The organism is Ruegeria sp. SCSIO 43209, assembly GCF_019904295.1.
Taxonomy (GTDB): Bacteria; Pseudomonadota; Alphaproteobacteria; order Rhodobacterales; family Rhodobacteraceae; genus Ruegeria.
In genome coordinates this window covers 739062-758897 of record NZ_CP065359.1, presented here as the reverse complement: position 1 = coordinate 758897, position 19836 = coordinate 739062, and the positions used below count along the sequence as shown (strand labels likewise).

Annotated in this window: 18 protein-coding genes and 1 pseudogene; 12 read left to right on the top strand and 7 right to left on the bottom strand. The window is 54.6% G+C overall.

The genetic code is table 11. The features are described from left to right. The first annotated feature begins 99 nt into the window (after positions 1-99). The 7 genes from I5192_RS03875 to I5192_RS03845 all read left to right on the top strand — a co-directional run bounded on the left by I5192_RS03875 (position 100) and on the right by I5192_RS03845 (position 5337). A complete protein-coding gene (locus I5192_RS03875; RefSeq protein WP_170399737.1) occupies positions 100-720 on the top strand; it encodes a glutathione S-transferase family protein in 621 nt (206 codons plus the stop codon). Positions 721-756: 36 nt separating this feature from the next. Beyond that, positions 757-1425 carry a cupin domain-containing protein gene (locus tag I5192_RS03870; protein WP_170511673.1) on the top strand — a complete coding sequence of 223 codons (669 nt, stop codon included), beginning with the start codon at positions 757-759 and terminating at the stop codon, positions 1423-1425. Between the two features lie 3 nt (positions 1426-1428). Further along, positions 1429-2112, top strand: coding sequence for an SDR family NAD(P)-dependent oxidoreductase (locus I5192_RS03865; protein ID WP_170399731.1), 684 nt, complete (start codon positions 1429-1431; stop codon positions 2110-2112). 3 nt (positions 2113-2115) lie between these two features. Beyond that, positions 2116-3177 carry an NAD(P)/FAD-dependent oxidoreductase gene (locus I5192_RS03860; protein ID WP_223117797.1) on the top strand — a complete coding sequence of 354 codons (1062 nt, stop codon included), beginning with the start codon at positions 2116-2118 and terminating at the stop codon, positions 3175-3177. Between the two features lie 6 nt (positions 3178-3183). Further along, positions 3184-3747, top strand: coding sequence for a TetR/AcrR family transcriptional regulator (locus I5192_RS03855; RefSeq protein ID WP_170423944.1), 564 nt, complete (start codon positions 3184-3186; stop codon positions 3745-3747). A gap of 63 nt (positions 3748-3810) precedes the next feature. Then, on the top strand, positions 3811-4668 hold the full coding sequence (locus I5192_RS03850) for an SDR family oxidoreductase (RefSeq protein WP_170423946.1): 858 nt from the start codon (positions 3811-3813) through the stop codon (positions 4666-4668). A 492-nt stretch (positions 4669-5160) separates the two neighbouring features. Beyond that, positions 5161-5337: a hypothetical protein gene (locus I5192_RS03845; protein WP_223117796.1), complete on the top strand. Its 177-nt coding sequence runs from the start codon at positions 5161-5163 to the stop codon at positions 5335-5337. A gap of 297 nt (positions 5338-5634) precedes the next feature. Here I5192_RS03845 and I5192_RS03840 read toward each other — a convergent pair whose 3' ends face one another. After that, positions 5635-6372, bottom strand: coding sequence for a class I SAM-dependent methyltransferase (locus I5192_RS03840; RefSeq protein ID WP_255612034.1), 738 nt, complete (start codon positions 6370-6372; stop codon positions 5635-5637). A 6-nt stretch (positions 6373-6378) separates the two neighbouring features. Here I5192_RS03840 and I5192_RS03835 point away from each other — a divergent pair, with 6 nt between their 5' ends. Then, positions 6379-7278: a LysR family transcriptional regulator gene (locus I5192_RS03835; RefSeq protein ID WP_223117795.1), complete on the top strand. Its 900-nt coding sequence runs from the start codon at positions 6379-6381 to the stop codon at positions 7276-7278. A 16-nt stretch (positions 7279-7294) separates the two neighbouring features. Then, on the top strand, positions 7295-7786 hold the full coding sequence (locus I5192_RS03830) for an ATP-binding protein (protein ID WP_170399709.1): 492 nt from the start codon (positions 7295-7297) through the stop codon (positions 7784-7786). 89 nt (positions 7787-7875) lie between these two features. Here I5192_RS03830 and I5192_RS03825 read toward each other — a convergent pair whose 3' ends face one another. Together I5192_RS03825 and I5192_RS03820 are read right to left on the bottom strand one after the other, a co-directional pair. Then, positions 7876-8319, bottom strand: coding sequence for a DUF4345 domain-containing protein (locus I5192_RS03825; protein WP_223117794.1), 444 nt, complete (start codon positions 8317-8319; stop codon positions 7876-7878). A 28-nt stretch (positions 8320-8347) separates the two neighbouring features. Then, positions 8348-9175 (bottom strand): SDR family oxidoreductase, encoded by an 828-nt coding sequence (locus I5192_RS03820; protein ID WP_223117793.1) that lies wholly within the window; start codon positions 9173-9175, stop codon positions 8348-8350. A gap of 137 nt (positions 9176-9312) precedes the next feature. Between I5192_RS03820 and I5192_RS03815 the strand changes: the two genes are divergently transcribed. After that, on the top strand, positions 9313-10308 hold the full coding sequence (locus I5192_RS03815) for an AraC family transcriptional regulator (protein ID WP_223117792.1): 996 nt from the start codon (positions 9313-9315) through the stop codon (positions 10306-10308). A gap of 313 nt (positions 10309-10621) precedes the next feature. Here the strand turns inward: I5192_RS03815 and I5192_RS03810 are convergent, their stop codons facing one another. From I5192_RS03810 to I5192_RS03800, 3 genes are read right to left on the bottom strand one after another with little or no spacing between them, the layout of a single operon-like run. Continuing rightward, positions 10622-12595 carry a pyridoxamine 5'-phosphate oxidase family protein gene (locus tag I5192_RS03810; protein WP_223117791.1) on the bottom strand — a complete coding sequence of 658 codons (1974 nt, stop codon included), beginning with the start codon at positions 12593-12595 and terminating at the stop codon, positions 10622-10624. A 26-nt stretch (positions 12596-12621) separates the two neighbouring features. Further along, positions 12622-13098 carry a nuclear transport factor 2 family protein gene (locus tag I5192_RS03805; RefSeq protein ID WP_170567713.1) on the bottom strand — a complete coding sequence of 159 codons (477 nt, stop codon included), beginning with the start codon at positions 13096-13098 and terminating at the stop codon, positions 12622-12624. A 12-nt stretch (positions 13099-13110) separates the two neighbouring features. Beyond that, entirely contained in the window at positions 13111-13734 is a 624-nt protein-coding gene (locus I5192_RS03800; protein ID WP_223117790.1) for a glutathione S-transferase family protein, read from the bottom strand. A 107-nt stretch (positions 13735-13841) separates the two neighbouring features. Here I5192_RS03800 and I5192_RS03795 point away from each other — a divergent pair, with 107 nt between their 5' ends. Continuing rightward, positions 13842-14744 carry a LysR family transcriptional regulator gene (locus tag I5192_RS03795; protein ID WP_170399690.1) on the top strand — a complete coding sequence of 301 codons (903 nt, stop codon included), beginning with the start codon at positions 13842-13844 and terminating at the stop codon, positions 14742-14744. A 352-nt stretch (positions 14745-15096) separates the two neighbouring features. Further along, positions 15097-18711, top strand: a complete 3615-nt coding sequence (locus tag I5192_RS03790) for an autotransporter domain-containing protein (protein ID WP_223117789.1) — start codon at positions 15097-15099, stop codon at positions 18709-18711. 305 nt (positions 18712-19016) lie between these two features. Here I5192_RS03790 and I5192_RS03785 read toward each other — a convergent pair. Then, a pseudogene (locus I5192_RS03785) lies at positions 19017-19639 on the bottom strand (IS6 family transposase); the annotation flags it as partial. Positions 19640-19836 lie beyond the last annotated feature (197 nt).

The window sequence follows — 19836 nt, the reverse complement described above, 5'->3', positions numbered from 1 at the left end:
AGCAAAGTTCTTCTGACAAGACCTAAAAAAGGGTTGCAATCATGCCTACCTATTGATAGGTAGACATCATGAATCTCAAACCCCGACGGAGGTACTCAGATGAAGATATATGATGTCGAAGGGTTCCCGAACCCTGCCCGTGTTCGTATTGCGCTGGCTGAAAAAGGCGCGTCAGACAAAGTTGAATTCATCCCTGTGGATGTGATGGGCGGCGAACATCGTACGCCTGAGTTCAAAGCCAAAAACCCCGATGCCGCGGTGCCTTGTTTGGAACTGGAAGATGGATCGCACATCGCTCAATGCAACGCGATCACTGAATATATCGACGCAACCTTCGATGGCCCATCATTGACCGGCGTGACTGCGCAAGAGCGCGCCCGAATCTCGATGATGAACCTGCGCGCGGAAAACGGTCTGTTGAATGCGGTCGGCACCTACTTCCACCATGCCACACCTGGCCTCGGCCCGGACCTGGAAACCTATCAATGCGCCGAATGGGGCAACAAACAGAAAGAGGTTGCCGGAAACACCATGGCCTATCTGGATGCGGTATTGGCCGAAAACGAATACTTGGCTGGAGACACATTCTCGGTGGCTGATATCACCGCCTTTGCAGGATTGGCGTTCGCCGATTTTGCCAAAGTTGAAATTCCTGAAACCCTGACCAACCTGCAAGCTTGGCGTGCTAAGATGGCGGCCCGTCCATCTATCGCCGGCTAAGCGAGAACTGCCATTTAAGTTGAAAGGACCCCTCCCATGGAACTCAACTCGGACTTCTCTTCGCGTGTCGTTGTTCACTCTGATCAGCTTGAGTGGCAGGCCTCGCCCATGAAGGGTGTGGACCGGCGCATGCTGGACCGAATTGGTGGCGAAGTCGCCCGCGCCACCACCATTGTGCGCTATGCACCAGGCAGCAAGTTTTCGGCCCACACCCATACAGGCGGTGAAGAGTTCATCGTTCTGGACGGCGTCTTTCAGGATGAGCATGGCGATTTCCCGGAAGGCACCTATGTGCGCAATCCCCCAACGACCGAGCACACGCCCGGCTCAGAACCCGGCTGCACGATCTTCGTCAAACTCTGGCAATTCGACATGGATGATCGCAATCAGTTCCGCAAAACCATGGCCGACGAACTGGCCGCACCCGTGAACGGGGTCGCCACTGCGACGCTGCACAAGGATGACCGCGAGGTTGTCACTTACAGCCATGTTGATGCAGGCACCGAGATTACTTCGAATGCGCCGGGTGGTATCGAGCTGTTAATGATTGGCGGATCGCTGACCTCAGGCGGTGACGTGCTGAAAAAGAACGACTGGCTACGCCTGCCTGAGGGTGAAGCGCTGTCGGCTATGGCTGGCCCAGACGGGGCGAAGGTCTGGATGAAGACTGGCCACCTGCCCTTTGCACAGCCACCGGTGGTTTAATTCATGAGTAGCAAGAAACCTCTGGCGATTGTCGCCGGTGCGGGGGCTGGCCTTGGCCAGTCCCTTCTCGCGCGGTTTCAGGCAGGTGGCATGACGGCCATTGGTCTTGGACGGACGCAGCCGCAGGAAACGATCGCGCCGTTTCATCAGGTCGATCTGTCCGATCCGAGTGCGGTTGCGCCAGTGATTTCTGAATTGATCGCTACGCATGGCCCGCCGAAGTTCGTGGTACACAATACGGCTGAGCTGGTGATCGCGCCATTCCCCGAAACCGCATTGGAAGACTATCAGAGAACGTGGACATCAATGGTGCAATCTTTGGTCCTGCTGGGGCAATGTGTTCTGCAACCGATGGTGCGCGGCGGTGGTGGCGCGCTGATCGTTTCGGGGGCCACAGCGTCGCTGCGCGGCGGCCCACGGTTTTCCGCTTTTGCGTCGGCTAAGTTCGCCCTGCGCGGGCTGACACAATCGCTGGCACGTGAATATCAACCGGCTGGCGTACATATCTCGCACGTCGTTTTGGACGGGATCATCGATACACCCCGCTCGCGGGATTTGCACTCGCTGGATCCGTCGAAGATGATGAAACCGGACGAGATTGCCGAGGCCTACTGGCAGTTAGCCCATCAACCGCAATCCACCTGGACCCATGAGCTGGACCTGCGCCCGGCATCTGAGGGGTTCTGAGCGATGCAGACGCAAACTCTGATCATTGGCGCAGGCCTTTCTGGCCTCTGCCTTGCGCGACAGCTACAGGCACGAAACCATGACTACCTGCTGGTCGAAGCGCGGGGTCGTCCGGGCGGACGTATCTTGACGGAAAGGCTGGAGGGTGGGTACTTCGACATGGGTCCCGCCTGGTTCTGGCCCGGGCAGCCGCGTATTGCAGCGTTAATAAAGCGGCTCGGACTGGAGTGGTTCGAGCAATATTCAACAGGCGCTCTCAGCTTTGAAAACGAGATCGGCCAGGTCGAGCGCGATCGCGGGTTTGCCTCGATGCAAGGATCTTATCGCTTGAAAGGTGGTCTGGGCGCCCTCACTGATGCGCTTGCCGCTGAGATACCGTCGAAGCGGCTCATCTTATCCGCGCCAATCGTCGGGTTAGAGAAGTCTGCGTCTGGGATCACCACGACCGCTCAAACTGGGCAAGTCATCCATGCTCAGGAAGTCGTACTGGCCCTCCCTCCTCGCGTGGCGAGCAAGATCGCGTTCTCACCTGCTTTACCAGATGAAGCTTTAGCGGCAATGACCGGGATCGCGACTTGGATGGCCGGACAGGCCAAAGCCATCGCTGTCTATGATACCCCGTTCTGGCGCACGGTCGGGCTGTCCGGTGACGCGATGAGCCGCAGGGGGCCGATGGTGGAAATACACGACGCCTCCCCTGCCGAGGGCGGACCTTACGCGTTGTTCGGCTTTATCGGCTTACCCCCGCGCACCCGCAGCAACGAAGAACGGCTGCGGCAGTTGCTCAAAGAGCAACTGTCCAGGCTGTTCGGCGCCGCAGCTGCGGAGCCAAAGACACTCTATGTTAAAGACTGGGCCTTTGACCCGTTCACCTCTATCGAAGCGGATCAACAGCCGTTATACGCTCATCCGCAATACGGGCTGCCCCATGCGATGACCCGTCTGTGGGATGGCCGACTAATCTTTGGCGGGACCGAAGTTGCACCACAGTTCGGGGGCTATATCGAAGGCGCCCTGGAGTCTGCGGAAAACGCGCTGGCCCTGATCATGACGGAAAAGGTTTGAGCACGTATGACGAGTGATACCAAGACTGCCCTTTTGGATGTTGCCGAACACGCTGCGCGCGCGAGGGGGTTTGACGGGTTCAGCTATGCCGATCTGGCAGAGGCGGTGGGTATTCGCAAGGCGTCAATCCACTATCATTTCCCGACCAAAGCAGCGCTGTCGGCGGCACTCATGGGTCGCTATCATGAGACCCTGCAAGCAGAGTGCAACCGCATCCGGTTAGAACACAAAACCGGGGCCGAGCAATTGCTGGCCCTGATCGACCTCTACCGGCATGCACTCAATGACGGGAAAACCTTGTGTCTCTGCGTGTCGCTCATCAGCAGCCGTGAAAGCCTTTCGGATGACGTGATCCAAAAGATCAGAAAATTCCGCGCCATGATGGTTACCCAAATCGAAGAGATCCTGAAGCTTGGCCAAGAAGACAAATCAATCACCGGCATCACCGATCCTACCTCGGAGTCCCGCGCGGTACTGGCCCTTTTGGAAGGCGCGCATCTGACCGCGCGCGCAGAAGAGAATGTGAATACCTTCGATGAGGCTTTGGGCGTTTTAAAGTCCCGCTGTTGACCTTCGCCCCGACACATCGGATCGTTGCCGCAAGCAATTCATTTGATATTCGGAGCTTCCATTATGCCCAAAGTCATTCTGATCACCGGCACGTCATCCGGCCTTGGTGTTCAAATCGCCGTACAAGCAGCCCAAGCGGGCCATACTGTCTACGCTACTATGCGAAACCTCGCCAAGCGTGGCATCTTGGATGCGGCCGCCTCTGACGCTGGCGTCAATTTCAACGTGCTTGAGCTGGACGTGCAGAACAGCGCCAGCGTAAACGCCGCAGTCGATCAGATCATCGCGAACGAGGGGCGGATCGATAAGCTGATCAACAATGCGGGTGCTGGATTTGTTCGCACAACCGAACAAGCCAGCGAAGAAGACGTCGCCTGGGTCATGGACGTGAATTTCATGGGTGTCGTGCGCTGCACAAAAGCGGTGATGCCACACATGCGCGCAGCGCGCTCGGGCCATGTCATCACAATCTCATCCGTAGGCGGCCTTGTGGGTCAGCCGTTCAACGAGATCTACTGCGCCGCAAAGTTCGCCGTTGAGGGATACACTGAGGCTCTGGCCAGCTATGTCACGCCCAATTTCGGTATCCATTTCTCGACAGTTGAACCGGGCGGTATTCAATCCGAGTTTGCGACCAATGTGCTTAAACATGTCGAGGCCACGGGCGGGATGCTTGAGGATGAGTATCTACCTATTCTCCAGAAGTATATCGGCGGCGCTCAGGCGCGAATGGATGGCAGCGATATCTATCAAACTTCGGAACAAGTGGCATCAGTTGTCATGGGCGTGGTTGAAGCCTCTGACCCGCCGATCCGCGTTCGCACTTCAAACTGGGGTGAGGCGTTTACTCGCCTGAAAACCGAAGCAGACCCGGATGGAAAAAAGCAACAAGCAGCCGTGATTGAGCAGTTCCTAAGCTAAAACCTTACTGGTGTAAGTCTGCTAGGAATGCGGCAGCCTTGCTGCAATTGCCACAGGTTTCCATGCTGCATCAACGGCGACGTCCGCTTTTTGCGATGTCGAGGAACACCAGCACGCGTCGATCATGCGTACAATCCCTGATCCTTTTCGGATCGGTTTCTGTCGGCAATGTCGTAAAGCTTTTCGCGACCAGCGCCATGAAAACCATTGTACGCGTAACGTCATTTCACTCTGTGATAGACCATTCAGCATCATCCAAATGTCGCCGTTTCTCGAATTGGTCTGGGGTATAAGCCAGACCGCTTAGAGAAAAGGTGCCTGCAGGCAATCGCGGCGTCCGACAATCCAATGATAACACCCCGCGGTGGGAGCTTTGCCTGATCCAACGCAGGGCCTTCGATCCGGTCGCCCGACAGACTCACCGTCGAACCCAACAATTTCGCACAGAATCATGAAAAAGCACTCACTCGTTTAGCTTTGCTGGGCGACACAATGAACACCGTCGCCCGGATAGAAAGTGCTGCCAGAGACTTCGGAGTAGAAGTGGTGATCTCGGATGCTGTCAGGGAACAACTGTCCGATGAAGTTAACAAAATGCTATCCCAACTTCCCGCCTACAATGCCCGCGGAAAAACCGATCAAATGGCGCTTTGGACCATCACTAAGTGATTTGCCATTGCAGAAGCTATCGAAATCTAAACACTTGGGCCGTTCGTGTGGACGGCTCAGACCTTCTATTGGCAAACAGTTCTCAACGCTGAATTGCGGCCCGACAGACCTTACTTTCGCCGCGGCCGCAACATCTGGTTCTTATAAACTCATGGTTTTCGGGCAACGCCGCCAATCGCAATAGCTTTCTAAAGGTGGAAACAAACCTGAATGCAGTCTATTCATTCACGAATGTACTGTTACTGGTGATGTGACACAGATAGCGTTTCCACTTGCAAAGCTGAATGAACTAGAGCTTCAAGGTTTTTGCGCGACAACATAACGACTCTGGAGCATCGAGGCTTGATCGGAAGTATACAGGATTTCAAAGCCTGCACGCTCAATTTTCCTATCAAGCATCGACATAGAAACGAAATTCACAAACGGGGCTTTCCCAAAAAACTGCATGATAGGAATCGCGAGACGACTGATCATCGCATACTTGAACCCACCATTCTCAGGCGCACACACCGTTTTGGATATGAAAACCCCACCGGATTTTGTCAATTTGGCAATATGCTCTAGCGCTTGATCCAAATCAGGCAGGAGATGAAGCAGGTTATGCGCCAGAACCGCATCGTAACCACCTTCAACAGGATCGTGCTCGAGAACTTCGGCCACCTTGAAAGTGACATTCTCCAATCCTTCTTTAGCACGCTTCTCGTTGGCAATCTCGATCATGCCCGGAGCGAGATCCGAGGCGGTGATATGGTTGACATGCGGTGCAAGCAACAGCGCGGTTGAACCCGTCCCGCAACCGATTTCCAGTACACTGTCTTCTGCTTTTAGGTGCGACTTCGTACGTTCGAGTGTGTTCAGATACCCTTCCATGTTCCGGATTGGGTCCGCCGCATACTTTCGCGAGATTCTGCTCCAGAACGCGGCATCTTTGGACAAAGCAGCCATTTTATTACTCTCTTTCAAGTTTGTTGTCGCATCCCATACATCCATACACACATTTACTAAATTGCCATAATTCGCAGAAGTGTTATGCATAAATGCATGAACTGGAATGCCATCAATTTCGACTGGAATCAGGTACGGACCTTTCTTGCGACGGCTGAAGAAGGCTCGTTTTCCGCAGCGGCGCGCGTTCTCGAGCAAACTCAACCTACTGTCGGTCGTCAGGTTGCGGCGCTGGAATTGGCGCTTGGGATCACCCTGTTTGAAAGAGTTGGTAAATCGCTTAGTCTAACGACCGCTGGCGCCGAGCTTTTGTTGCATGTCAGAGAAATGGCGGATGTCGCGCACAGGATCTCCCTTACTGCTACAAGCCAGTCGCAAACTGTCGAAGGGCAAGTCAGGATCACCGCGTCAGATGTGATGTCTGCCTATCAGCTGCCGCCTATACTGAAAAAGATCCGACTTGCAGCACCGCGTCTTGAGATCGACGTCGTTGCTGCCAATGACTTACGAGACATACAGAGACGTGAGGCTGATATCGCCATCCGACATGTACGCCCGACGCAACCAGATCTGACCGCAAAGCTTGTCGCCGAGGCGACGGCACATTTTTACGCAGCACCTGCGTACCTTGATCAGTTGGGAAGGCCGAAAAATGAAAACGAGCTCGCGAAGTTGGATTTCGTGGGGTTTGGCGACATTGACACGATGATCGGCTTTCTAGATCCGGCGGGCATTAAGGTCACTCGAAAGAGTTTCCGGATTGGCTCGCAAAGCGGAATTGTATCCTGGGAGCTGGTGCGCCAAGGGTTTGGCATCAGTGTAATGTCGGATGACGTGGCTGCCTTGACACCGGGTGTGGAGCGCGTGCTACCCGACCGAGAGCCGTTTAAGTTCCCGATTTGGCTGGCGACGCACTCGGAATTACATACTGCGCGAAGGATCAGGTTGGTGTTTGATCAACTTGCAGATCAACTGAGCACAGGGGCCATTAGGTAGTCCGGGAGTTCACCCTATGTCACAGGTCCAACCAACGCTTCACTTGCTTTGTGGTAAAGTCGCCTCAGGAAAATCAAGTCTGGCGGCGAAACTTGCGAATAGCGGCGGGGCGGTGCTCATTTCAGAAGATGAATGGCTTAGCGTCCTATTCGGCGACCAGATGAACTCCCTGCAGGATTATGTAAATTGCGCTTTGAAATTGCGGCCGGTCATGGGGCGGCACATCGCATCGTTGCTGAAGGCCGGGGTTTCTGTCATTCTCGACTTTCCGGCGAACACAATTGAAAACAGAGCCTGGATGCGCAAGCTGCTGGAAGAAACTGCTGCGACGCACCAGCTTCACTTTTTGGACTTGCCGGATGAGGTTTGTCTGCGCCGGCTGCACAAGCGCAACAGTGAAGGTGCGCATGCCTTTGCAGCAACGGAAGATCAATATTGGCGTTTGGCGAGGTATTTCGAGGCACCATCACCCGAAGAAGGTTTTAATGTCATAACTCACAATCGGTAGCGCCAGCCAATCAGTATTTCGCGGAGTCACTCAGATATTTTGGCCACCCACTCTGTATCGGTGAATGGCCAAATGCACACAGGCAGCTTTCACTGAGTCTCAAGTCCGGAGTTTGCGCGACTCATGAGGTGCATGCCAACTTTCGTTAGCCGCCCTTTGCTCGCGGCCCACAAACACATCAGTCCAAGTACCATCTCTATCCCAAGAGCAGAAAGGATGCTGTCCGATGGTCGTCCATCAAGCATAATGCTGACCACGCGCCCCGCGGCAAAGGCGAAGAACACAGTGGCTCCAAGCCAAGCTGATGTCTGGGCCATCTTTTGGTGTAGCGCTCCCGACAGGATGATCAGGCCAAGTGCAGCCAGATTGGCAGCAGGTGCGCGCAATTCGCTCATCAAGTTCGGCTGCGGCGAAATATCAATGCCGTAGCTGGAATAAAAGGCCAGTGGGGCCAGCGTGATGATCAGCCCCAGGGTGGCTGCAACAAGACCCGCCAACCCCAGGACAAGCCTGCGTTTTACGTCAAACGTCATGATTGTGTTCCTTTGTCGTCAGACCGACTCATGCAGCTTGTGTCCAAGCGCCAGACTTTGCGGCTTCATCAGCAAAATCAGAGAAATCGCGCGGAGCTCTCCCCAAGGCACGTTGAACACCGTCCGCAGTGTTCGCATTGCGACCATCAAGCGTTTCCCTCGCTATGTCAGTAATCACGTCAGCAATCATCTCTCCGCTCGCGTTGATGATTTCCGCATGGAAGTCTTCAAACGAAATCGGCACATATTGCACGGTTCTACCCATTGCGCGCGAAAGCTCGGCAGCCATTTCGGCAAATGTCATGAGACGCGGCCCTGTAACTTCATAAAGCTCGCCAGTGTGTCCTTCCTCGGTCAAGGCGGCGACGGCAACGTCGGCAATGTCGTCCACGTCGATAATCGGTTCACGCACGTCACCTGCGGGCATGGGCAACACACCGGCCATTACCGGCTCCAGCAATGCACCTTCAGAGTAGTTTTGCGCAAACCACGCCGCACGGACGATCGTAAAGGGCACGCCGGAGTTCCGAACAACCCATTCGGCACGTTCGGCATGAAATTCTCCGCGACCTGTTAACAGCACAAGTCGCTGCAGTCCTTTTTCTCGAGCCAATGCCGAAAAGGCCGCAACTTGCTCGACCGCGCCCGGAAAGGCGATGTCAGGAAAATAGGAAATATAGGCGGCAGAAACACCGTCCAGGATTGCAGGCCATGTCTGCGGTTTTTCCCAATCAAATGGGGTTTTGCTATTCCGCGATCCACGCCGAACTGCATGGCCCCTGTCTTCAAGGCGCGTCACGATACGTGATCCGGTTTTACCTGTTGCGCCAAGTACGAGAATGGTTTGCTGTGTCATCGGTCATCTCCGTAAAATCAGTCAATGACCCCAAAATAGGTAAGCACGAAGGATGAAGAAGTCTGCATTGTCCTGACTTTTTATCCATTCATCCAAATACTGTGGACAATTGGGGAGATATCGAACAGTCTGGTGCAGTGAGCCAGATCAACCCCCATATTCCCGACCCCCATGCAATGGCGCAGCCAATCGGTGATCCGCTCGGGGAAATTCTTCATCTTCTGAAACTGACGGGTACATTCTATTGCCAGTCGCGCATGTCTGCGCCTTGGGGCGTTTCTATACCGGGTTTCCCCGAAATACTGAGCTTTGCGGTCATTACGCACGGGCGTTGCTTTATGAGGGTCGGAGAAGATGTGCCGTTTGAAGTCGAGAAAGGCGACTTGGTTCTGATGACAAATGGCGCGCCAGTTGGGTTCTCCAGCTCAAAAGACACCCCACTTTTGAAACTGGAAGAACTGCCCATACGCAAGGTGACCGAGCTCTACGAAACGCTAGAGCACGGCGGCGGTGGAGCCGAGACCGGAATCATGTACGGGCTCGTCAGGATAGATCACGCGGCCAGCGGCATGTTGATGGCCTTGCTTCCCGACGTGCTCAAAATCGATCCGTGGGAAGAGGATGCAGGGAGCTGGCTACAAGCAACTTTGCAATTCATTGCAAGAGAGGCGCGTGAATTACGACCGGGCGGTGAAACAGTGATTACACGCTTGGCCGATGTGGTTGTCATCGAGGCTATTCGCCGATGGTTGAACAGTGCGCCCGACGCCAATCGAGGTTGGCTGAAAGCCGCCAGAGACCAACAGATTGGCCGCACCATTGTTTCCATTCATCGCGCACCTGCAGCAAACTGGACAGTCGAGTCTCTTGCACAGGTTGCAGGTATGTCCAGATCGGCATTTTCCGCACGGTTTACCGAACTCGTCGGCGTGCCGGCAATACAATACCTCGCAACTTGGCGAATGCATCTGGCGCGGGAACGATTAATTGCTACCGATCAACCAATCTCGCAAATCGTGGCTGAGATCGGGTACCTATCTGAACCTTCTTTTAACAAAGCATTCAAACGGGTTTTTAACATGCCTCCAGGGAAAGTCCGCAAGCTGCAACATCAGTCACAAGGCGCTGTTTAGTCGAAAATAGACACGTCTTGCGAAAAGCGTATTTGCTTTGAGTCTAAACAGGTCGGCTTCAGGCTCGTTGCAGACTTCGGTGCAGACGCAGCGCAAGCGCCTTCCCCGTTCTCCACGATACATCCAACGGCCTAAACCGGGCCTTGCGCGGAGCGATCAGTTTCCGCGAGTGCAGCCCACATAGCGGTCATCGATCCGGGATAGCACTGAGGAAACCGGTATCGTTTCGACTTGGTGAAAACCTTTCCAACACCCAATCATAGAGTTGATTATGCTGCCCGGAGACGTCATGGGCAGGCTTTTTGTCTCCCTATCAAAACACAAATGTCTCGCGGTGGCGTCTTGCTTCCTCAACGCCCAGCCCGTTGAGCGCCGCCTCCGTACTGGTCATCATAGCTTCAGGACCGCACATGTACACATCTCGCATTCCGAGATGCGCGACCGATTGAACGTCTTCGCTTTGCATGCGTCGCTCCTCAATCTTCAGCAGCTGGTCGGTGAAAGTCGCGTTCAGATCATCGCGTGCGGATTTCGCAGCCAATGCGTTTTCGCCTGCGCTTTGAAACGCGACAATACGTAGTGTCACCTGGTCCGAAACAGAGCTGTTTTTTTTCGCAAAGTGCTGCAGAACTGCAATGTCATCGTCCCGACCGGAAAACAGAAACACGATATCGATGGGCTGGTCCTGCGGGTAAGTCTCTACCACTTGTTTGACTCCGTCCCACATCACCATGAACGGGGTGATGCCAACGCCACCCGCGATCCAAAGCATCTTTGCTGGGAACTTTGGGGGGCTGCCCTCAGCCACTTCGGAAAAACAGGAAAAGCCCGCTCCGGTGCCTTTGAATTTAACTGGAAGATTGTACGTGATCAGCTTCTCCGCGTTGTTGTGCAAGAGGTTGGACATCAGACCGCCTGGTTTGCGTTTGACCGTAACACTGATCCGATTGGTCGTGCGAAACGCGTTGTTCTCTTCGTCAAACTTTGGCGCTCCGGAAAGCGTCCATGTGCGGACGTAGTCCTCGTTCACAAGCTGAGGGTTTGTCTCGTTCATGTGGCTGTATCCGGCGTCCACCAGGTCGGAGAAGTCAAAGACGCCAAAGCCACCGGGCAATGGGGCATTGATTGCCTCAGACAACTCGAATTCGAAGGTACTGATTGTGCTGGACAGGGGTTTTGTAGCGATAAGCTTGGCGGTCAACGGGATAGCGGCGTCGTGCGCCTTGATTGCATGCCCCATCTTCTCCAACTCTGCGCGCAAATATTTGACCGGCGGATTGTAGGGGGAGAGTTGCTCTTTTGATGCCTGCTTGAGGTTTAGGCCTCCACGCACAAAAACCGCGCCCGTTACCTTGATACGTGTCAGCAGGCTCACGCGCGGCATCAGCGCATCTGCGTCATCCCCAAGCAGATTTTCAGCATCCCCCGTAATGTAGAGGATCTCACCGGTTTCAAAGTCTGGAAAGACCAGCCCAACCTTCGGGTCCGTTTCGATATTGCCCAGCGACTGGTAGAAGCGATTGCCAGAATGATCGGGCAGAACCAAATAGGTCGTAACCCGCGCCCCGTCGTTCTCCTCGTAGAGCCGGGTAAAGCCGGGCGCGCCGCCGCGATGATTGACGCCCATATCGGTCTGAGCGCCTGCAGTGGTGGCATCGCTTGTATGTTTTGTCGCCAAGAACAAGGTGCTGGCGCGCGCCACGACGGATTTGGCCTCATTCGACAGCACAGATGAGTGCACATCGAAGCCGTCATGGATAATTTCAGGGTTGCGTCGCGTGTGCCCTAAGGAACGGACTGTAATGTACTTTGGGCAGTTCCCCAAGTGCTGATCGGACAACAGTTGTAACCTGATCTTCTCCTCGCCCTCGACATCTGAGGTACGTATGGAGCCCGCAATTTTGTTTCGTCGGCGGTTACCGAAATCGATCCCAACCCCGGCAAAGAGCCGAGCTTCGAGGCCCGATGCGGGATCCTGGCTCACAGCACGCACAAAGGGATCATGCGGATTGGTTTCCGCGACCACATGCGTGGTGTTCTGGCCCGCAACCTGAATGCCAACAGAAGGGTCGCTGTCTGATTGTGTAACCAGAAGGCTGACCCACGGACGCCCATTACGATCAAGCGTTGCGAGAGGCAAATAGGACAGACCCGCAAAGAAATCCGCATGCTGTTTCGGCATGTCGCTTTCGATGTAGTGCGGAATCGCATCGCTCACCTCTTTGGGAGTGTGACGCCGCTCTTGCAGCATCAACTCACCTCTGTGCGATTTATGTATCTGTGCCATCGCTTGATCCTTTCACCAGAGCCACGCTAGAGCCCGAGATCGCTCAGACCGGGGTGGTCATCCGGACGGCGCCCCGGCGGCCAGCGGAACTTTCTGTCCGCCTCTTGGATGGGGTGTTCATTGATGCTGGCAAACCGGCGTTCCATGTAGCCATCCTTGTCGAACTCCCAATTTTCATTGCCATAGGCCCGGAACCAGTTTCCGCCGTCATCGTGGTACTCATAGGCGTAGCGGACCGCGATGCGATTGCCGTCATGTGCCCAAAGCTCTTTGATCAGACGGTAGTCCAGTTCTTTGGCCCATTTCCGGGTCAAGAACTCCTCAATCTGATCGCGCCCTTGGGGAAACTCGATCCGGTTGCGCCACTTGCTGTCCGGCGTGTAGGCCAGCGCGACCTTGGCCGGATCCCGGCCGTTCCAGCCGTCCTCAGCCAGGCGCACCTTTTGAATGGCGGTTTCTTTTGAGAACGGTGGCAAAGGATGCCGTTGGGCTTCGGTCGTCATGGGTTTGCCCTTTCACTCTGCAACAAGACCAACAGCCGTCGCCGGCATCGCTTCAAAACCGGGCAAGGCCTCAAACCGAGCGAGCCAGGCGCGGACATTCGGGTATGGCTCGAGAGAGACATTCCCCTCCGGCGCGTGTGCCGTATAGGAGTAGTTAGCCACATCAGCGATCGTGGGTTGCTCGCCGACGAGCCAGTCGCGGCCCGTGAGCCCATGCTCCAGTTTCTGCATCGCTTTTTCGGCAGTCGCGGCTGCAAAGTCCGGGTCCAGCGGCGCGCTAAAGACGGTGATCAACCGCGCAGCGCAAGAACCAAACGCAATCTCTCCAGCCGCTAAAGTGAGCCAACGCTGCACGTTTGCTTCTCCGACCGCATCACTTGGTATCCAATCAGGCGCATATATCCGCGCAAGATAGACAAGAATCGCGTTCGAGTCGGACATAACAACCTCGCCATCCTCAAGGACGGGCACTTGCCCATTTGGGTTCATCGCAAGAAATTCAGGCGACTTATGCGCGCCAGCTGCCAGATCGACAGGAACAACCTCATGTGCAATCCCGGCAAGTTTCGCAAAGACCAAAGCGCGGTGTGCATGGCCAGATTTGGCGAAATGGTGAATACGAACAGCGTTGGACATGGGTTTCTCCGGTTGGTTGCGGGTGTTGAACAAGCAATACATATTGCGCTTCTTGATGATAATCCCCTATATTTGACGAACTTTAAGCCCTCAGAAGGCGCAATGGGATGGACAAGATAGACCGCATGCGGGCCTTTGCGCTGGTTGCAAAGAACATGTCGTTCACCGTCGCTGCGCAGCGCATGGGGCGGTCTGCGCGTTTGGTCAGTAAGTACGTCGCTGATCTGGAAAACGCGCTTGGTGTACAGCTGCTCAATCGCACGACCCGCAGCGTGTCGTTGACAGATGCGGGTGCAACATACCTGATGTTGTGCGAGCCGCTTCTCGACGGATTCGACGAACTCGAAGACAGGGTCAGAAATGAGCAGGCGTCCCTTCGCGGTGTGATCCATATCTCGGCGCCAACGGGGTTTGGCGCATTGCGGTTGGTACCTTCGCTCGCCAAATTCGCTGAGAAACACCCCCATGTAGAGCTCGATCTGAAGTTTTCTGATCGCAGAGCGTCGATTGTTGAAGAAGGCCTCGACCTTGCTGTCAGGATTGGCCCAATGCGGGACAGCTCGCTCAAGGTTCGGCAATTGGGCCGCATGCCCTTGGTTGTCTGTGCCTCACCCACCTATTTGGAACGCGCAGGGCGCCCGGACCATCCCCGGGCACTGGCCAAACATGAGTGTATCCTCGATGGCAATATGACAGAGCCTACAGTGTGGAGGTTCGACTTCGGCGGCCAAGAAGAGGCTATCCAAGTGACCGGACGCTTCCGAATGAATGCTCCCGCTGCGTCAGCTCGCCTTGCTGAACAAGGCGCCGCCATCGCACGGTGCCCGGCATATACAGTCGCAGATGCCTTACGGTCCGGCGATCTGGTCGAGCTGTTTCCGGAGAACCGGGTGTCGCCATATGTCGTCGCTGCATTATTTCCACAGAACAGGCGCATTACAACTCGGGTGCGCGCGCTTCTGGATCACCTAGCAGGCGACACGACTTTATGTCCTGATGGAAAGCGCTGACGGCCCGTTGCAGACATTCGACGTGTATCCGAAGTTCTGCGCTAAGAGCGCTCAGCAGAAATTTGAGTGGGCACGAGTTCTAAACCCGTTTGGCATTCATGCAGACAGTTGGAGGTTATTTGAATAATTCTATCATTCCACCGGATCCAAGTAGGGAGCTGCCGCTGGCCGGTTTTTTCAGAGCATGCATGTGATCAAATTGCATCATACAAAAGACCAGTCAGAAATTCGTTAATATATCGTTAATCGGAACATCAAAAAGCCATCTTTTTTTTGCTGCTAACAAATACGCGGAGGTTTTCGCGCAAAAAAGTTGCGGTGGTTTCCAGACCACTCTTAAGGGGTGAACAAGATGTTACGAGTAAGCGGTTTGAACCGCAAAGCGCGCCGTCGTACAGCGGCACTTTCCAAAGCGCAGACGAGCAAATACCATCAAGGAAAATCCGCTGCATATCGCGCTTTCGCTGCTCCAGTTGCTGCCGGTGCGATAGGTTTGGGTGCATCGATTGGAGTGGCAACTCCTTCGATCGCGCAAACGGTTGTTCCCCCATCAAACGGTCCGTGCAGTGTTGCGGGTGACCTCGCCACCTGTACGGGAGATGTTTCAACGGGTGTTCAGGCAAACGGGCCAGCAATCGAAACGCTCAATATCAATAACGTGACTGCTCCGGGAATTGCACCGGGCGGTGGAACAGACGGAGTGGCTTTCAGCACACCAACAGGTAACGTAACCCTTAACATCCAGACGAATGGAACTGACGGCATTGTCACGACGGGGAACGGCGCGGATGGGATTGTTGTGGATGCGGACGGCGACGGGGATGTTTCGATCACATCGACGGGAGAAATTGCAACCGACGGACGTCGATCCTTTGGCATTCGATCCGATCTTGAGGGTGACGGTGCCATTTCGGTTAACTCGACCGGCAATATCACGACATCTGGACGCAGCAGAAGCGCCGGTATCGGCGCTACGCAACAAGGTGGTGATGGCGATGTGTCAGTGGTTTCAGCGGGTCGTATAAGCACATCGGGCAGCCGTTCAGACGGAATCTACGCCAATCAGGACGGTGGAGACGGCACGGTATCGGTCAACTCAGCGGGCGATATCAGCACAATTCGAAATCGATCAACAGGCATCACCGCTCTTCAGAGTGGCGGCGAAGGGGATGTCTCGGTGGTGTCGAATGGCAATATCTCAACGGCTGGAAACAACTCTGGCGGTATACTTGGACAGCAAAGCGATGACGATGGCGATGTCGCGATCCTATCAACCGGAAACATCACAACAGAAGGAAACAACGCGAACGCCGTCTTGGCGCGTCAAAATGGCGGCGATGGGGATATCTCCATTGAATCCGAGGGCAACCTCTCGACTTCTGGAAATAACGCCCGCGGGATCTTTGCACGGCAAGACGACGGTGACGGCGATATCACGATCCGCTCGACCGGAAATATCACGACAGAAGGAAACAACGCTGACGGCATCTTTGCCCGCCAAAGGGGCGGAGACGGAGATATCAGCGTCACTTCGTCGGGCAATATTTCGTCCGCAAGGGACGGCATCCGCGCGCTTCTGACCAATGATGGCGACATTACAATTTCGAACCGGGGCGATGTCAGCGGCGCAGCAGCGGGCGACGGTATCAACGCCACGGTGAATGGCGCTGGTGATGTTGTCGTCGACAGCATCGGGGATATTACTGGCAGAGAATACGGGATTTACGGCGTAGCAAATGGAACAGGCAACGTAACGGTCAATTCTAACGGCAACATTTCTGCTGAAGAAGAACATGCGATCTTTGCTGACGCGGAGGACGGGAATGTGACCGTCAATGTGACGGGCGACGTCCAATCCCTCGATAGCGATGCAATTGATGTGGAAACCGGCAGCCCCGGAGGTGTGATTGACGTCACTGTGGTGGGCAATATCACTGGCGATGCGATCGGCATTGACGCTGATGCCGAGGACTCCGGTGATATCAACATTCAGGTCACAGGTGATATCCGCGCCGGTTCGGATGACGGCATCGAAGCCGAAGTTGATGGTGACGGCGACATCTCGATCACGATGAACGGAGATATCGAAGCAAGCGAACACGGGATCCGCAGCTTTGTTGCTGGCGACGGAAACATCTCGGTTGAAGCGTCGGGTGAAATTGCGGCGGAAAATATTGATGGCATTAACGCTGAAATAGACGGAAACGGCGATGTTACTATTTCGGCATCCGGTACCATCGATGCCGAAGTTGACGGAATCTTCGCCCATGTGACCGAGAACGGCAACATAAGCATTACAAACGCTGCATCCATAACCGCCAGAAACGACGAGGGAATTGACGCCGAAATCTTCGGAGATGGCGATGTCTTCATTAGAAACTCGGGGCGGATAACCTCTCGCGAAGACGATGCGATCGAAGTGGATATCGAGGGAAGCGGCGATGTCAGCATTGTGAACTCTGCCCAGCTCACCGCCGATTCCGACGCGATCGATATCGAACTAAACGGTGACGGCGATGCCCGTGTGACCAACAGCGGGGCGTTGCGTTCGCTGGACAATAACGGGATCGAAGTGGACGTGGACGGAGCCGGTTCAATCACCATTGTGAACACTGGAAATATTGATGCGTTCGAATACGGTATCGAGATCGAAGATCGCGACAACAACGCCGCTGCAATAATCACAAACTCCGCCCGCATCACCGGTCGAGAAGGCTTTTCCATCGTATATGGCGGCGATGGGAACGACACGTTGAATCTCGAGCCCGGCTCGATTCTGAACGGATCGGTCGATTTCGGCAATGGCAACGATGGCATGGGGGGCACGAACCCGAATGACATTGACACGTTGAACTTTGCGCGCGGGATGAATTCGGTTGTAAATTTTGCTGATGCATCGGGTGACGATAATGACCTCGCATCCGCCCCCGAAGTCGTCAATTTTGAAGGGGCCGGCGTTGTGGCCAACAATGGCCTCACTGCGGTTTCGGTGGATACGACGGGATTCGCGGCCCAAGGTACCTTTATCAGCGATCTCACCGACGCGGTGTTCAATACGATTGACACCGCCAGCCCCTATGCGTCCGGCTCGTCCGGTGGCCAGGTTAGCAGAAACCTGGGTCCTTTCGGGTATGTTGAACAGGATAACGGCCCATATGTCTGGGGTTCAGCCTTCGGAGGAGATCGCGATGTTGAAGAAGACGGTTCAAATCTTGGATTCAGCCATCGTATGTACGGTTTCGTAGTTGGTGCCGAGACGAATGAATTCATCGATAACAGCGATTTTGGTGTTCTTGTCGGATATGACGACAGCCATGTCTCGCTGGATCAAGACGCAGGAGATACCGATATCACGTCATATTTTGGGGGCGTCTACCTCGAAAGGGACTACGGACGATACAGCCTCAACGCAGCGCTTCTTGCTGGCGTAACCGACAATGAAGCGACCCGAAACGTTGATGGCGGCGAAGCGAAAGGCGATTTTGACGGCACGTTCGTTTCGCCATCGCTCTCGATCTCGGCACCCATCAACGCCTTGCCAATTCCTGCCTTCTTCAGTGCACGCGCAAGCTATGTCTTTCTGAAACTTGATGAATATACCGAAACAGGAACCGCGTATCCGCTGACTGTCGAAGATCGGAACGTTTCGCTGTTCAACACGCGGGCTCAATTGAACTTGCCCCGCCTCTACGAGGCCGCAAATGGATCGAGTACCTACCTGAACTGGGCCGTTGGAGTAGATGCAACTTTTGATGCAGGATCCGACGATGTGGACGCAATCGTAGCAGCGACACCCTTTTCTTTCGTAGCTTCAACAGAAGATGCAGCTGCAGGGTTTCTTGGAATTACGCTTGAACATACCTCTGCAGATGGAAACCGATCGATAGGCTTCAGCGGCGAGTTTCAATCAACTTTTGGTGGTGGATCCAGTGTTGTCGGAGAACTCACGGCTTCCATAAGGTTCTAAACCAACGAATGGCCGTATTGTTAGGTAAAATGTTGTTTCTTAACAGCCTCTTCAAACTGACTGCCTTAACATGGGAGCGTCTGTTTAGTTTCGTAACGCACGTCCAAGCTATCTACGCCTACGAAATCAAGGGGGCTTTTTTGTATCTTCGATTCTAGCCGTAGGCGTCGACCGCGAAGGTCGGATTTCGCCTCCGCTACCGGATAGGTTTGCAACCGCAGAGAATGTCAGCTTCCCGCCCTTCGGGACCGAAGTGCTGTCAGACGAATTCGAACCAGTCTCAGTTTGCCACGGAAACCGCGAACCTACCCGGAACAAAGTTGACGCCACTCGCTAAGAGCAGCGGCGCGGGTCAGCTTGACGGTGTCTCGGCTGGTTAGCGATCTTTCCTGGTTGAAGTGGTTGTATACGGAGGAATGGACGGCGGCGAATTTCTGCAGACTGCGCATGCGCCCGAAACGTTGCATGGCGCGTTCACGCCGTCGGAAAGGAAGGTGTGAATTCTCGACTCGGTTGTTAAGCCACCTGCCCGTCTGTTGTTTTTCGGTAGCGCCAAGCTTTCTAAGAGCGGCCCGGTACGATGCGAAGCGATCCGTGACGACGGTTTCCGCTTTACCGTATCGCTACATCAATTTCTTGGGGAATTTCAGTGCTGCTGCTTTGTTTCGACGTTTGGTAACGATTGCTTCGAGCACTTCGCCCTCATGATCGACGGCCCGCTAGAGGTAGTGTCTCTTGCCATTCGCCTTCACGAAAACCTAGTCCACGTGCCCTTCCATTTGGAGTATGCTCTGAATAGCTGAACACGCTTTCTTCGGATCTCAGCAGCAAACATTGGGCCAAACCTGTTCCACCAATACCGGACAGTTTCGTGGCTCACGTCGATGCCTCGCGCGTGCAACAAATCTTCGACATTCCGAAGCGCAACGCCGGGTGGACAAAGAGGCGCCGCGGGACTGATAGGTAGATTGAGGTTGTTCAACGACTTCAACACCGGAACCCATGTTCTCCCATGGACGTCAGCAATCCCGATCTTCATGCTTTCAACGTGGAAGCTGCCATAGGTTACGTTCTGAAGGAAGCAGGACCCGAGGTCGCAGCCCAATATCAATATAGTGTGCAAAG